Here is a 15,507-nt window from a genome sequence, read left to right on the forward strand (position 1 = left end):
TGCTGTTTGAGGCGTAAAGTTAGCGATAATTTTACGGAAAACACACGTCCTCAACCAAAAACAGCCGGAGCATTTTCCGGCTGTCTGGATTAGCGGCTCCGGCCACAGGGTTATTCCCGGGCGAAGCGGATACCCAGTTCGTAGAGCAGGTAAAGCGGCAGGAAAACAGCCAGCAGCACAAAGGGATCGCCCGAAGGAGTTACCAGCACGGTCAGCAGGAGCAGAACGACGGCGGCCTGCCGCCGGTATCTGCGGAAAAAAGTCCGCGTAGCCAGTCCTGCCCGGGAAAGCGACCACGTCAGCAGCGGCAGTTCCAGCGCCACCCCCATCACGAAGACCAGCAGCAGGAAACTCCGCATATAGGAGTTCAGCGATATCTGGTTGACGATCGACGAACTCAACTGATACTCGGTCAGGAACCGGAACATGAAGGGAAAAACAAACAGGTAACCCACGGCGCACCCCACGAAAAACAACCCCGTTCCCCCGATGAATGCCAGCCGCACGCTGCGCTGCTCGTCCCCGACCAGGGCAGGCCGGACAAACCGCCAGGCCTCGAAGATCAGGTAGGGAAACAACAGCACCAGCGCAAACCAGAACGATGCGCTGACGTGCGTGAGCAGTTGGGACGAAACGTCGGTGTTGACGATCTCAACGGCATGGCTGCCATTACCGAAATCGGGAAAAACCGAAGCCGGGACCCCTGTTTCCGACAACCACCGGTAAAGGGGAAAATCGGGTGAAGCGGGCGCCAGGACAAAACGGTCGAACAGCCACGGCATAAGGCAGAAGCAGAGGACCGCCAGGGCGAAGAGTACGCCGCCGACACGGACCAGCGTCCAGCGCAGGTCGTCGAGATGTCCCCGAAAAGTCATTCGAAGTTCTTCCATAGTCAAATCAATGCGGATTAAATGGGTACGAAAACCGGGGTCCGCCGGGTTTTCCGGCCGGACCGGAAACAAAATATCCGGCCGTCTCGACAGACAGCCGGATATTTCCAACTCTCCAGGAGGCGTTATTTACGGTAGGAAGCCTCGACGAAAGGCGCTTGTTGCAAGTACTCGATGCACTCGCGAACGCTGCGCACAATGTCGTCGTAACTCGATCCTTCGATCTCGACGATGATGTTCTCCACACCGGCGGTCTCAGCATTGGCGAAAATGGCATCGAAGCCCACCATGCCGCTTTGTCCGATCTCGCGGTAATCCTTGATATGCAGGAGTTTGAAACGGCCCGGATACTTCTTGAAATACGCTACGGGGCTCGCTTTGCCGATCACCGTCCAGTACACGTCCATCTCGAACAGCACTTTGTCGGGATCGGTGTTCCGGAGCATGTAGTCCAGCATGACCTGATCCTCGATCTTCTCGTATTCACGCGAGTGGTTGTGGTAGCCGAACTTCATGCCGGCGGCCTTGCACCGTGCTCCGATTTCATTGAAATAGTCACAGTAGGTCTTCAGGTCCTTGAGGTTGTCGATACGGCGCATCGAAGGAACCACGATGTACTCCGCACCGGCGGCCTTGTGCGCCGCGATGCACTCGTCCCACCATTGGAGGGCCTTCGAGAAATCGCCGCTCGCCAACTCTTCGTCGGAGAGGTTGAGCGTACAGTGCGTCGAAAGAACCTTCATGCCGGCAGCCTCGACATCCTTGCGGAACTGCTCGGGATTCTGCCCGTAGAGCAGTCCGTCCTTGTAGCTGGCGGCCTCCACCGAAGTGTAACCCATGTCGGCGAGCTGCTTCAGCACGGGCTTGTAGTCCTGCTGGTTTTTGCCGAAGCTGCCGATCAGGCTGCGTACCGAGTAGAGCTGGATGCCGATCTCCTTCTTCGGGGCCTTCTTCGCCTTGGCGAATGCTCCGCCGGGGAGCATCGCCAAAGCCAGAAGGGCGCAGATCGCTGCAAATAGCTTGTTTCTCATAATCCGGGACTAGTCGAGAACCTTGATGCGGATATTGCGGAACCAAACATCGTCACCATGGTCCTGAAGGCCGATATAGCCTTCGTGGTTCTCGCCGCCGCAGTTGTTGAGCAGTTCGAATGCCAGGGGCCACTTCTCGGGGCTGAACTTGCTGTTCTCCAGCATCTCGGTCCACTGGGGAGTCCACAGGTGGTATTCGACCACGTTCTTATCGTTCTGACCGTGTACGACAGTACCTTTGTAAACCATGATTTTGGCCTTGTTCCACTCGCCGAAGGGCTTCTGGTTCTGCGGAACGGCGGGAATCATGTCGTAGAGCGACGCCGACATGCGGTTGCCGTCCACGCCCAGCTTGGCATCGGGATGGTTCGCGTTGTCGAGCACCTGATACTCGGGGGACGAGATATAGATCGGCTCGTACTTGGTTTTACCGTCCTTCTGGGTCGTAACCTCCTGGGCCAGGTAGAAAATACCCGAGTTACCGCCCTTCGAAACCTTCCACTCCATTTCAAGTTCGAAGTTCTTGAACTTCTTGGCGAAAATCAGGTCGCCGCCCTCGCCGGTCTGCGCTTCGCCGCCGCCCGAGCCGTTGAACTTGATGGCTCCGTTGTCGACCGTCCAGCGCGAAGGCGCCTTGTCCTTGCCGTAGCCGCGCCAGCCGTTGAGCGTCTTGCCGTCGAAAATCACGTAGTAACCGTCCTTGTCCTGCGGGAACGAGGCAAGGTCCACCTGTGCGTTGTTCACGACCGTGTATTCGGGAACGGCCTTCTTTTCGGTTTTGGCATCGGCCGTCTTGTCATCGGCCGTCTTGGCTTTTCCGCCCGGGCCGCCACAGGCAGCCATCATTGCCGTCAGAGCGGCGCACGCTGAATACAAAAGGATCTTTTTCATTATTCTTTCTGTTTTTTAAGTTTTCGTAAATTCGGTTCCGTACTTTCGCTGCACGGGATTAACGCGGCATGTCGGGAAGCGCCCAACCTTCGCGGTAGTTGTGTTTGATAAGTTCCTGGGCGAACTGCTGAGCGTTCACGGGATCGGTCCAGGTCTTGTCGAAGGTCGGGTGTCCGTCCTTGATGTGGAAACCGTCCTTGATAACCGTCCGGATCGTGGCATCGTCCGGAATGTTCGTGAAGCGCATGTTCGGGCCGTCCCACTCCAGCACCTGGTTGAGGCCCTGCAGGCGGACTGCCAGCACGCCCATGACGACCATTTCGTTGAACGGTCCGGCCTCGCTGAAGTCCGATGCGGAAAGCACACGGTCGTCGGCGTCCTCCTTGCAGGCACGCACCCAGTCCATCTGGTGCGACTCGGTGATCTCGCGCAGCACCTTCGGAGCCTCGGGAACACGACCCGAAACCAGGTAGGGATCCTTGCCGTAGCAGCCGCAGATCAGCGTATCCTTCGTACCGTAGAAGATGGCGGCGCCGCCGCTCACGTTGAGGTTCTTGCCAGCGGGAAGCCCTGCGGGACGCTCCGGCATCAGACCGCCGTCGTACCAGTGAACCTCGACTTCGGGCATGGCCACTTTCGGCATGTTGTCGCGGGCCGGGAAGACGAACTTCACGCGCTGCGCCGAAGGAGCCGACTCGTTCAGCAGCAGCGTCGAACTGCCCTCGACCTTGGTCGGATAACCCAGTTTGAGACCCTTGAACACGGGATGCAGGATGTGGCAGGCCATATCGCCCAGCGCACCCGTACCGAAATCCCACCATCCGCGGAAGTTCCACGGCGTGTAAGCCGAATTGTAGGGACGGTAAGGAGCCGGGCCGATAAACGAATCCCAGTTCATCGTCTTGGGAATGCGCATGTCCTCCTCGGGACGTGCCAGCCCCTGCGGCCAGATAGGACGGTCGGTAAAGGTATCCACACGGGTAACCTCGCCGATTTCGCCGTTCCATATCCACTCGCAGACCTTGCGGACGCCCTCGGCCGAAGCACCCTGGTTACCCATCTGCGTGGCAACCTTGTATTTGTCGGCCAGCTTGGTCAGCAGACGCGACTCGTAGACGGTATGGGTCAGCGGTTTCTCGCAATAAACGTGCTTGCCGGCAGTCATCGCGTCGGCGGCGATGATTGCGTGCGTGTGGTCTGCGGTAGCGACCATCACGGCATCGGCCGACTTGAGCATCTCGTCGTACATCTTGCGGTAGTCGTTGAACTTCTTGGCCGCAGGATAACGCTGGAAAACATGGTCGGCATACTTCCAGTCGACATCGCAAAGGCCGATGATGTTCTGGCTCTCCAGCCCCTTCAGCACCGAAGCGCCGCGTCCGCCGACACCGACGCCCAGGATGTTGAGTTTGTCGCTGGGGGCCGTGTATCCGAACTTCTTACCCAGAACCGTGCTGGGAACGACCGCTAAGCCGATCGCGGCAGCCGCTCCCTGCTTCAGGAACGTTCTTCTTGACATTTCTTTTGCCATCGTTTCTCGAGGTTTAAATTTAAGTTAGTATTGAGGTTATTTGATGTTCTTTTCGATGTTGTCGACCTCGTCCTTGAAAATCTTGTAGCCCTTGCCGAGGCCCTTCATCAATTCCGGGATCTTCGTGCCGCCGAACAACAGCAGCACCACGAGTGCGATGACGACAATCTGTCCCACGCCGATAAATAGCAGATGATTCATAGTTCAGGTAGTTTTAAGGTTATGTGGATTTATGCATGTTTACGAAGCAGTCCGTAGCCGTTTTTCATCGTCCGGCGGCGTTCGCGGATCTGCCGGAGGGTCTCCAGTTCGCCGATGGCCGGGAGGTCGTGCCCCCGGGCATCCTGCAAAAAGCGCCAGGCGTACTCCGAAGCGATCGCCGCATCGCGGAACTCGGGAAGCGCCTCGCTGCGGCGGCCCGTCTCGATCGACTCGGCGAAGAGTTTGCACAGCGTGTCGATATTCTTGCCGCCGTAGGGCTGGATCAACCGGTGGGTCTGCGTCACGCCGTGCAGTTCGACGATCGCGGTCTTGAAGTCGTGGGTCATACGAGCGATACCTTTCGTACCGATGATGTCCACATAGGAGTTGTGGGTCTGCGTCTCGGCGAGCTGGCCGTAGACATGCCCCTGCGTGATGTCGAACACCACCCCGTTTTCGAACGTTCCGTGGCATTGCAGCCACCACGGGTCCTTGTAGTTCCACATCCTGACGGCCTGGGCGTTCCAGGTTTTGAATTCCGATCCGGCATACCAGCGTGCGATGTCCACATAGTGCATACCGCAGTCGTGGAACGAAGGGCCCTCGTACTCGTGGCCTTCGCCGGGAGCCAGTCCGGGAGTCATATGGCAAACCCGCACGATAGCCAGTTCGCCGATTTCGCCCTGGGCGATAAAATCTTTGATCGTATTATGATACCAGGAATTGCGCAGGTAGAGATTGACCGTCGAGAAAAGCGATGTATTTTCAGCCAGGTCCACGGCCTGCCATTCGTTTTCGATACTGTCGGAGATGGGTTTTTCGGCGATGACATGCTTGCCGGCGGCAAAAGCCTTTTCGATTTGCAGCTTGCGCGAGTCGGCGAGGGCGAAAAGGCCCACGACCTGCACTTCGGGATCGTCGAAGATAACCTGTTCGTCGTCGATCACCTTCGCCCCGGGGGCCAGCCTGCGCGCCAGTTCCCGCGATTCAGCGCAGACATCGCAAATGTAAGCCACGTCCCATTTGCCGCTTTTCTGCATCTGTTCGAGGTAGAAACCTCCCATTCTGCCGAAGCCGATAAGGCCAACTTTTACAGGATTCATTGTGTAGTCAATAAGGTCGGTTAAAAGTAGGTTCAATGTCGCGGCGGTCGTTCCCGGATGGTAAAACCGGCAGGAGCGCCGCGTCGATTACAAAATTAACCGGAATAGGTATCGGTTTGAAAACTGAATCGGAAAATGTAGAACCTGATTTGACCCATATAATTAATTACCAATATTTTACATTTTAAAACGACCTGAAAAATGTAGACAATCTGGAATGACTCAACTGTCTGTTTTGTGCGCCGTGCCAATCTTCATGACCATTTTTTCGAACTCTTCGCGCGAAATGGCGGCCTTGTTGCGCACCTTGGTCCGGTAGTTATACACGGTCGACAGCGAACAGCGCAGGAACGAAGCGATCTTCACGCTGTCGGTAATTCCCAGGCGCAGCAGGGCGTAAATCCGAAGCTCCTTGTTCAGCAGGTCCTCCTGCTTGAGCACGATCCGTTCGTCCTCGGTCAACAGGGCATTGAAGTCCTCGACGAACGACGGATAGAGGTTCAGGAAAATGGCGTCGAAATTCTTGTAGAGTTCCTCCTGCTCCTCTTCGAGCATCGAGGTCGATTTCAGCCGCTTGTAGAGGTCCTCGAACTTCCGGTCCTGGGCCAGCTTCTTCAGCGACTTGCGGTAGTCGTCCATCTTGTCGATATACATGGAGCAAAGGTCGAAGAAACGCGCGATGTACTGCACCTTGACGGCATTGGAGTCCGACAACTGCTCGTTCTTCTCGGCGAGTTCCTCGTTGAGCCGGGCCAGCTTTTCGTTGGTGTCCGAAAGCTCCTCCTTGATGCGGTTGACCCGCCGAAGCTGCTTGTAGAGATAGACGAACAGCAGGACCAGGACCACCGAAAGTACGCTGATCAGCACCAGGTAGTGCTGCAGTTTGTGTTTGATCTTCGACTCCTTGGCCTGGTGCGAAGCGATGATGATCGAATAAAGTTCCGACATCTGCACCGTGCGGAACTGCACGTTGCTGAACAGCGCGTCCTCGACGGCGGCCTGGGTGTATTTGAAGGCCCGGAAGAGGTCGTCGTGGCGGTAATAGAGCGTCGCCAGCGCCTGGAAGGCCGCGTTCTCCTTCGTGGAGTTCCGGACATCGGTCATCGCCGAAATCATGTAGTATTTGCGCGCCAGCCAGTCGTCCCCGCGGCGGCGGTAGAAACTGCCCACCGAATAGGCGCACTCGGCGTAGACCTGCGAATCGGGTTCGAGGCTGTTCAGGAAATCGAGCAGCCGGACCTCCATTTCGTGCGACTGGTCCCGGCGGCTCATCTGGTAGAGCAGGTCGAGTTTGTAACGCAGCGAAGCGGTGTCGGCCGTCATGATCACCGAATCCTGGTAACGTTCCTCCAGTTCGCGGAAATGCTTCTGCCCGCTGAAAGCCACATATTGCTGGTAGAAACGGTTGTAAGCCTTGTAATAGACCGGCAGCAGGTCGCGTGTGACCGAACGGCGGTCGATCGAATCCAGCATCCGCTTCGCCTCGATGGACATGCCCGTCGACGAATAGAGTTCGGCCAGGCGGATGCCCGAAATGCAGGCGTTGCGGCGGTTGCCCAGCCGGCGCGCAAGAACGACATTGCGCTCCATGTAGCGGATGGCCGAATCGAGTTTGTATTTGTGAAACTCCGCGAACAGTTTGTCGTTGATCTCGTACTCCTGCTCCGGAGTCAGGCCGCTCACGCTCAGCAGGTGACGCAAATCGACGATCCGCTGCTCCTTTTCGCAGTCGTAGACCTGCCGGTTGGCGATCATGTGATCCAGTTGCTCCGACAGCGATTTGGTTTCGTTCTCCTCACAGGCGGACAAAACAACCGTCACGGCCGACAGCAGCAGCAACATTTGCAGCAGGTATGTAGGTTTCAGCAGTTTCATAGGGTCGGGTCCGGCCGCCGCGGAAAGGCGTCCTTAAACGTCACGAAGTTACAACTATTCGTCGAATTAAAATTGCCTTTTTTAACTTTTTATTGTCCTGTTTTCGATTTTCTTATTTGTTTATTGCCATAAAGGAAATTACTCCGTAGCACGAATCGAAATGACGGGGGTATTCCGGCCTCCGGTCCGGGTTTCGAAACACATAAATCCGTTTTTCCGGTTCAAGATACGAAAAATCGCCGGAATACCGAGCGTCCCGGGCAAAAAAAAGAGGCCCCGGCGACAGAATCGCCGGGGCCTCAGCCATTATCCGCCCGTCCGGCGGAGTGCCCCGGGAGGCAATCCGAAGCGTAATTTACAGACAATGAGGCCGGGCTATCCCAGTTTCATCACATCGTCGATGCCCATATCCTTATAGGTGCTTTCGAGCTCCTCGCTGCGGTCCGAAATGACCAGCAGTTTATCGCCCAGCTTAAGCTCCGTTTTACCCTGCGGCACGAAGTACTCCCCGTCGCGGCAGACCATCATCACCAGTGTATTCTCCGGCAGGGTGATGTCCTTGAGCGTCTGCCCGCTGGCGAGCAGGCTTTCGTTGACCTCGACCTCCGTAAGCGCCGATTTCATCTCCTCGTGCATCTCGACGTTGAAAGCCGATTCCCGTTCCTCGTAGGCCAGTCCCAGCAGGTTGGCCATGCCGCTCACGGTCGTACCCTGCACCAGGAGGGAGATGATCGTCGAAAGGAAGACTACATTGAACAACAACTCGGCATGCTCGACACCCGCCATCATCGGGTAGATGGCGAACAGGATCGGCACGGCGCCGCGCAGGCCCACCCACGAAACATAGAGGCGCGCCTTGGTCGTGAAATGCCGGAAAGGCAGCAGGCAGGCAAGGACCGTGACGGGACGCGCCACGAGGATCATGAACGCACCGACCGCACAGCCGAGGATCAGCACCTCGGGACGCAGCAGTTCGTCGCTGTTGACGAACAGGCCCAGCGTAAGGAACATCACGATCTGCATGAGCCACGTGAAACCGTCGAAAAAGACCGTCAGCGAGCGTTTCTGCGCCAGTTTATGGTTGCCCACGACCAAGCCCGCAAGATAAACCGCGAGGTAGCCGTTGCCCTTGATCAGGTCGGTGAAAGCGAAGGCAAAGAAGATAAATGCCAGCAGCAGCACCGAGTAGAGCGAGTGGTTGGCGAGGTTGATCTTGTTGATCGTCCACACCGCCAGCCGCCCGATCAGGTAGCCCGAAAGCGCTCCGACGACCATCTGGATCACGAAATAAAGGATGCTCATGCCCATCCCGGTACTGCCCGACGAGTTGGTCACGACGCCGATCAGCAGGATCGTGAGCATGTAGGCCATCGGGTCGTTCGAACCGCTCTCCAACTCCAGCAACGGGCGGAGGTGCTGTTTGAGCCCCTGTTTCTTACTTCGCAGGATCGAGAAAACCGACGCCGAGTCGGTCGAAGACATCGTGGAGGCCAGCAGCAGGGCCAGCGTGAAGGAGATTTCCAGGTCGAGCCACGGAGCGACGAGCCATACGAAGCCCGCCAGTACCACGGCCGTCATCACCACCCCCACCGTAGCCAGCACGACGCCCGGCCCGATGACGGGTTTTATCTCCTGGAAAGAGGTGTCCATACCACCCGTGAAGAGGATGATGCACAGCGCGATCATACCGACGAACTGCGTCATTTCGACCGAACGGAACGAAATGAAATTCAGTCCGAACAACATGCCGACCCCCAGGAAGAGCAACAACGCCGGGGCGCCGAAACGGTAAGCGACCTTGCCGGCCATCACCGCCACAAAGAGCAGCAGCGCACCGACCAATACTACATTTTCACCACTGATGTCTATCATTCTTTAAAATTAATTTTTTGCCGTTTGCATCTCCGGCCCGTCGACGATCTGCAACCGGGTCAGCGGCCTGTATTCCAAATCGGTATACTCGAAAGCCTGCATGGCGGCAAAACGGCTGTCGGGCGTACGGTATACAACCACGGAGATCGCCGGAACCTGCGCGTGCGGCATCGTCAGCAAACGCTGCACATCGCCTTCCGCCACGAGGTCCACGACAGCATGGCTCTGCGAACGCTCGAAATAGAGCTCTTCGTAACGCAGGTAGCTGTGTCCGGGACGGTAGTAAGGCGCACCCTCGGCGCTGAAATAGCGCGCAGCTAGCGTGATCATCCCCGCCAGGGCCAGCGAACCGCCGATAAACACCGCCGACGAGCGGAGGTTATTGGTCATCGAAGCTCCGTAAATGTGATTCAGAACCAGTATCGCCACGCCGGCTGCAAGCAGCACGGCAGGTATTACGAGGGATTTGCGGCGGCGTACCACGACCTCCCCGGGCAAGGCGTACATCGCCTCGCAGATTTTAATCTTATCCATATCTTTTTCATTATTTTAACGTTGGTATTTCAGGCAAAAAAAACGGTAAACCGTCCGGGAAATACGCTACGCTAAATAATGAGCCGGCGCAGGCGGTAAACATAATAGTCTACGGCATGTAGGCCAGGCGAAAGATAAAGAGATCGAAACGCTGAGGTTAGTTTGACAACTCCCGTGCCGCAATGGCACGACGCGACGCAATGCAGCGCCAGGCGAGCCGCCCATCCGGGCCCGGTGCGCTGGAACGTGGGGGCCGAGGGGGACGCTTCCGCCTCTCCGGAAACACGGGGTTGATTTAAATCCGAATTGTAAACACGCTCACACTGCCATTGATCGACATGCATATCGCTGCTGGAAAAGACCGCCGAATGCACGGCCTCCCGGGCATGCACATCGCCGCTGCCCTCCGAAAAAAGCAGACATCCCGCCAGGGCCAACAATATGAACAGTAATTTACGCATTTTGGATTCGGAACAGAGACAAAGATATAAATAAAATCTGAAAATAAAAAACAGTATTTCTGTTCAAAATGCCGCAAATCGACACCAGGCAGGGGTCGCCGCCGTATTCCCGCAAGCCGGCCGCAACAGATGCAAGGCTTACTGGGGAATAAAAATATAAGTGATCGTCCCGGTCTGCTTGGCGGGAGCCGAATTGTCGATGTTGAACAGCGAGTTGCGGGCCGCACGCAGGGCCGATTCACGCATGCACTCGTCACCGCCTTCGGAGACGCGCGCACCGACGACCTTACCCGCACGGTCCACGGTAACGGCAACTACGACCTCACCCCCGCCCTCGCACAGGTAGGCCGGGACCTCCAGATAACGCGACGTGCGCACAGGATTGGAGATCGAAAACGACACCGTCACGCGGCCTTTGACCTTGCGGTCCTGACGCTCGGCGCCGTCCTCCTTGCCGCGGCGTTCGCGGATAGCCCGTTCCTCGGCAAGCCCCTGCTCGTATGCCTCGCGGTTGGCGCGCATCCGCGCTTCGGCCTCGGCGGCCGCTTCGTTCAGCGCTGCGGCGTTGGTCCCGCGGTCGTCGCGGAGCTTCTCGTTCAGGGCATTTTCGTTCGACGCCTGGTTGCGAATGCTGCGCCAGTCGATCTCTTCCTGCTGCTGGCGCTCGCGCACCTCGCGTTCCAGCCGGTCGCGTTCCTGCTCCATTTCGGCCAAAGTCTGCAGGTCGATGTACATGCCCTGCTGGTGCGAACGGCCGCCTACGACGATCTTCGACGACACGAAGACGATCATCAGCACCAGATAGGCTATAATCGTGACGCACAAACCGATACGATGGTCGTAGGTCCACGATCCGACATCCTCCCGGCGTTTGTCGAAAGGTAGTTTGATACGCGGCCGCCGGGCAGGGCGGGGTTTGTTGTCACGGGGTGTTTCTGTCATTGCTGTCTGTCGGAATTTTGAGCAAAAGTAACGTTTTTTACCGAAATTTTTCTATCTTTGCGCGCAAATATTAGAACTCCGCTTATGTCAACCAAACAACAAACGCTGAAGGCGCCGATCTCTTTTTCGGGAAAGGGCCTGCATACGGGCGTCCGAGTTACCATGACCGTGAATCCTGCCGAAGCCGGAACCGGAATCGTATTCCGCCGCACCGACCTCGAAGGACAACCTATAATTCCTGCCTTGTGCGACAACGTCGTAGATACTTCGCGCGGTACGACCATCGAAGCCGGCGGTCACCGCGTATCGACCATCGAACACATCATGTCAGCGCTCTGGACCCTCGGCGTGGATAACGCCGTGATCGACATCGACGCCCCCGAAACCCCCATCATGGACGGCTCGGCCCGCGAATACGCCCAGGCCATCACCAAAACCGGACTCACGGACCAGGACGCCGAACGGCAGTTCTACCACGTGACCGAAAAGATGGTCTACACGATCCCCGAGAAGGGCGTGGCGATCATCCTCTACCCCGACGACGAGTTCTCGGTCTCGGTGCATGTGGACTACAATTCGAAGGTTATCGGCAACCAGTACGCCACCTTCAACCCCGGCGACGACTTCGCCGGCAAGATCTCGCCCTGCCGCACGTTCGTCTTCCTGCACGAACTGGAGCCGCTGATCAACATGAACCTGATCAAGGGCGGCGATCTGGACAACGCCATCGTGGTCGTGGAGAACCCCGTCCCCGACGAGCAACTGGACAAACTCAAGAAACTCTTCAACAAGCCCGATATCGAGATCAAGGCGGGCTACCTCAATAACCTCGAACTGCGCTGCAACAACGAGTTGGCGCGCCACAAACTGCTCGACCTGCTGGGCGACTTCGCACTGCTGGGCGTACGCATCAAGGGCCGCGTCTGGGCCACCCGCCCGGGACACTTCGCCAACACGGAGTTCATGAAGCAGCTCAAGCAGACTATCCGCCGCGCGGGCGAAAAGCCCCGCTTCACTTACGACTGCCGCAAGCCGCCGCTGTACGACATCAACGACATCCGCCGCATGCTGCCCCACCGTCCGCCGTTCCTGCTCGTAGACCGCATTTTCCACTGCGACCCCGTGTCGGTGGCCGGCATCAAGAACGTGACGATGAACGAACCGTTCTTCGTGGGCCACTTCCCCGAAGAGCCCGTAATGCCGGGCGTGCTGATCGTCGAGGCAATGGCACAGTGCAGCGGCATCATGGTGCTGAGCAACGTCGCCGACCCGGAAAACTACTCCACCTACTTCATGAAGATCGACGGCGTGAAGTTCAAGCGCAAGGTCGTTCCGGGCGATACGCTTCAATTCGAAATCCACCTGCTGGAGCCGATCCGCCGGGGCGTCGCCCTGGTCGAGGCCAAAGCGTTCGTGGGCGAAACCCTTGCCTGCGAAGCCGTGATGATGGCCCAGGTAGTCAAAAACAAAAACTAAAGGAAATGATCAGCAACCTGGCTTACATCCACCCCGACGCAAAGCTCGGGGCCAACGTCACGGTAGAACCCTTTGCATACATCGCAGGCGACGTAGTTATCGGCGACGACTGCTGGATCGGCCCCGGAGCCGTGATTCACGACGGGGCACGCATCGGCAAACGGTGCAAAGTACATACGGCGGCTTCGGTCTCCTGCCTGCCGCAGGACCTGAAATTCGCCGGTGAAATCACCACCACCCAGATCGGCGACGACAACGACATCCGCGAATACGTGACGATCAGCCGCGGAACCGCCTCGACAGGAACCACGATCATCGGCTCGAACAACCTGCTGATGGCCTACGTGCACATCGGACACGACTGCATCATCGGCAGCAACTGCGTGATCGCCAACCGGGTATCGCTCGCCGGCGAAGTGCATGTCGGCGACTGGGTAGTGATCGGAGGCCATGCCGCCATCCACCAGTGGACCCACATCGGGGCCCACGCCATGGTGCAGGGCGGCGCGCTGCTGGGACAGGACCTTCCGCCCTACGTCATCGTGCGCAACGACACGCTGCGTTTCGCGGGCATCAACAAGATCGGCCTTGCACGGCGCGGTTTTTCACCCGAGCGCATCGCCGAAATCCACGACGCCTGCCGCATCCTCTTCCAGAGCGGACTGAACTACCTGAACGGCTGCGACGAGGTGGAAAAACAGATTCCCCAAAGCCCCGAACGCGACGCGCTGATCGATTTTATCCGCACGTCGAAACGCGGCATCATCAAGCCCTACGAATCGAAGACAAAAGAGGAGTAAATTTTGCATATAAATATTGGTATATCGAAATTTTTCACTATATTTGCGGTGTCGAAAGGCAGCGTGAAGGGTAAGGGGACGGGTAGTCCCCTTATTTTATACTTATACTCGACCGAAATTCAACACTATGATAGATACGAAAAAGATAATCGAAGCGGCGGAACGTCATTTGGAAGGGACGGATATGTTCGTTGTGGAGTGCACCTCGACGCCAGGCAATGAAATCGAACTGACGATCGACAGCGACACGGCGGTCGGCATCGACGCCTGTGCGGAGTTGAGCCGCGTCATCGACGCGCAGTTCGACCGCGAGGAGGAGGATTTTTCGCTCACGGTCATGTCGGCCGGCATCGGTTCCGAGCTGAAGACCCTGCGTCAGTACCGCAAACTCACCGGCAAGTCGGCCGAAGTGCTGCTCATGAGCGGCGTGAAGGTCCTTGCCAAGCTGGAAGAGGTTACCGAAGAGGGCATCACGCTCTCTTACGAAGAGAAGCAGCTCATCGAAGGCAAAAAGAAAAAGCAGTTGGTGAAGGTCACCCGCTCATACCCTTTCGCCGAGATCAAGTACACGAAAGAGTATCTGGACTTCAAATAATCAGACAGGCAGAATTAAGAATTAAAACAAGATAAAGCACACAATGGACAATCTCAATCTCATTAGCAACTTTGCCGAGTTCAAAGAGCTGAAGAACATCGACAAGTCGACGATGATCGGCGTGCTGGAGGACGTTTTCCGCCACGCACTGCAAAAACAGTATGAAACGGACGAGAATTTCGACGTGATCATCAACCCCGAGAAAGGCGACCTCGAAATCTGGCGTAACCGCACCGTCGTCGAAGACGGCGCCGTCGAAGACCCCAATGCACAGATTTCCGTTTCGGAAGTCAAGGCCATCGACCCGACCTACGAAGTCGGCGACGAGTATGCCGACGAGATCAAACTCGCATCGTTCGGCCGCCGCGCCGTGCTGTCGCTGCGCCAGAACCTCGCCTCGCGCATCCTCGACCTGGAGAAGGCCAGCCTCTACGAGAAATACTCGGAGAAGGTCGGCGACATCGTCACGGGCGAAGTGTACCAGGTGTGGAAAAAGGAGGTGCTGATTCTCGACGACGAGGAGAACGAACTGATCCTTCCCAAAGCCGAGCAGATTCCCAACGACTTCTACCGCAAGGGCGACACGATCAAAGCCATCGTCAAGTCGGTAGAGATGAACAACAACCAGCCGCGTATCATCCTTTCGCGTACGGCCAACCAGTTCCTGGAGCGCCTGTTCGAGCAGGAGGTTCCCGAGATTTTCGACGGACTGATCACCATCAAGAAGATCGTCCGCATCCCCGGCGAGCGCGCCAAGGTCGCCGTGGAGTCCTACGACGAGCGTATCGACCCGGTAGGCGCCTGCGTCGGCATGAAGGGTTCGCGTATCTACTCGATCGTCAAGGAACTGCGTAACGAGAACATCGACGTGGTGAACTACACGGCCAACCCGACGCTGATGATCCAGCGTTCGTTGAACCCCGCAAAGGTTTCGTCGATCACCATCGACGAGGAGAAGATGACCGCTTCGGTCTACCTCAAGCCCGACCAGGTTTCGCTGGCCATCGGCAAGGGCGGTCTCAACATCCGCCTCTCGAAGATGCTCACCGGCTACGACATCGACGTTTACCGCGAGGTCGAGGAGGAGGACGTAGCCCTCACGGAGTTCGCCGACGAAATCGACGGATGGGTAATCGACGCCCTGAAGGCCGCCGGCTGCGACACCGCCAAGAGCGTGCTGGAACTCTCCGTCGAGGAGGTTGCCGCCCGCGCCGATCTGGAGCAGGAGCAGGCACAGAAGGTCATCGACATCCTGAAGGCCGAGTTCGAATAATCAAAACCGCAAGACAAGAAAGGAAAAGAGAC

General features: G+C 57.2%; 14 protein-coding genes. 4 read left to right on the forward strand and 10 right to left on the reverse strand.

Annotation, left to right across the window (positions count from 1 at the left end; all coding sequences use genetic code 11):
• Positions 1 to 110: 110 nt before the first annotated feature.
• From tatC to KG007_RS08935, 10 genes are all read right to left on the reverse strand, one after another.
• Positions 111 to 890 carry a twin-arginine translocase subunit TatC gene (tatC, locus tag KG007_RS08890; protein WP_213348276.1) on the reverse strand — a complete coding sequence of 260 codons (780 nt, stop codon included), beginning with the start codon at positions 888 to 890 and terminating at the stop codon, positions 111 to 113.
• Positions 891 to 1,015: 125 nt separating this feature from the next.
• Complete coding sequence (locus KG007_RS08895) at positions 1,016 to 1,921, reverse strand: sugar phosphate isomerase/epimerase family protein (protein ID WP_213348278.1); 906 nt, start codon at positions 1,919 to 1,921, stop codon at positions 1,016 to 1,018.
• 9 nt (positions 1,922 to 1,930) lie between these two features.
• Positions 1,931 to 2,812 (reverse strand): 3-keto-disaccharide hydrolase, encoded by an 882-nt coding sequence (locus tag KG007_RS08900; protein ID WP_195462010.1) that lies wholly within the window; start codon positions 2,810 to 2,812, stop codon positions 1,931 to 1,933.
• Between the two features lie 58 nt (positions 2,813 to 2,870).
• Positions 2,871 to 4,343, reverse strand: coding sequence for a Gfo/Idh/MocA family protein (locus KG007_RS08905; RefSeq protein ID WP_213348280.1), 1,473 nt, complete (start codon positions 4,341 to 4,343; stop codon positions 2,871 to 2,873).
• A gap of 36 nt (positions 4,344 to 4,379) precedes the next feature.
• Complete coding sequence (locus KG007_RS08910) at positions 4,380 to 4,544, reverse strand: Sec-independent protein translocase subunit TatA/TatB (RefSeq protein WP_195462008.1); 165 nt, start codon at positions 4,542 to 4,544, stop codon at positions 4,380 to 4,382.
• 29 nt (positions 4,545 to 4,573) lie between these two features.
• Positions 4,574 to 5,647 carry a Gfo/Idh/MocA family protein gene (locus KG007_RS08915; protein ID WP_195462007.1) on the reverse strand — a complete coding sequence of 358 codons (1,074 nt, stop codon included), beginning with the start codon at positions 5,645 to 5,647 and terminating at the stop codon, positions 4,574 to 4,576.
• A gap of 222 nt (positions 5,648 to 5,869) precedes the next feature.
• Complete coding sequence (locus KG007_RS08920; protein WP_195462006.1) at positions 5,870 to 7,522, reverse strand: DUF6377 domain-containing protein; 1,653 nt, start codon at positions 7,520 to 7,522, stop codon at positions 5,870 to 5,872.
• 375 nt (positions 7,523 to 7,897) lie between these two features.
• Positions 7,898 to 9,394, reverse strand: coding sequence for a potassium/proton antiporter (locus KG007_RS08925; protein ID WP_195462005.1), 1,497 nt, complete (start codon positions 9,392 to 9,394; stop codon positions 7,898 to 7,900).
• Positions 9,395 to 9,403: 9 nt separating this feature from the next.
• On the reverse strand, positions 9,404 to 9,928 hold the full coding sequence (locus KG007_RS08930) for a hypothetical protein (RefSeq protein ID WP_229095556.1): 525 nt from the start codon (positions 9,926 to 9,928) through the stop codon (positions 9,404 to 9,406).
• Between the two features lie 599 nt (positions 9,929 to 10,527).
• A complete protein-coding gene (locus tag KG007_RS08935; protein ID WP_195462004.1) occupies positions 10,528 to 11,331 on the reverse strand; it encodes a TonB family protein in 804 nt (267 codons plus the stop codon).
• An 84-nt stretch (positions 11,332 to 11,415) separates the two neighbouring features.
• On the opposite strand from KG007_RS08935, the gene KG007_RS08940 reads away from it, so the two are divergent.
• From KG007_RS08940 to nusA, 4 genes are all read left to right on the forward strand, one after another.
• Positions 11,416 to 12,807, forward strand: a complete 1,392-nt coding sequence (locus tag KG007_RS08940) for a bifunctional UDP-3-O-[3-hydroxymyristoyl] N-acetylglucosamine deacetylase/3-hydroxyacyl-ACP dehydratase (RefSeq protein WP_195462003.1) — start codon at positions 11,416 to 11,418, stop codon at positions 12,805 to 12,807.
• Positions 12,808 to 12,812: 5 nt separating this feature from the next.
• On the forward strand, positions 12,813 to 13,607 hold the full coding sequence (gene lpxA / locus KG007_RS08945; protein WP_195462002.1) for an acyl-ACP--UDP-N-acetylglucosamine O-acyltransferase: 795 nt from the start codon (positions 12,813 to 12,815) through the stop codon (positions 13,605 to 13,607).
• A gap of 127 nt (positions 13,608 to 13,734) precedes the next feature.
• Positions 13,735 to 14,202: a ribosome assembly cofactor RimP gene (gene rimP / locus KG007_RS08950; RefSeq protein WP_213348282.1), complete on the forward strand. Its 468-nt coding sequence runs from the start codon at positions 13,735 to 13,737 to the stop codon at positions 14,200 to 14,202.
• A 43-nt stretch (positions 14,203 to 14,245) separates the two neighbouring features.
• On the forward strand, positions 14,246 to 15,475 hold the full coding sequence (gene nusA, locus KG007_RS08955) for a transcription termination factor NusA (protein ID WP_195462000.1): 1,230 nt from the start codon (positions 14,246 to 14,248) through the stop codon (positions 15,473 to 15,475).
• Positions 15,476 to 15,507: the final 32 nt, after the last annotated feature.

Source organism: Alistipes montrealensis (genome assembly GCF_018362775.1).
GTDB classification, from domain to species: domain Bacteria; phylum Bacteroidota; class Bacteroidia; order Bacteroidales; family Rikenellaceae; genus Alistipes; species Alistipes montrealensis.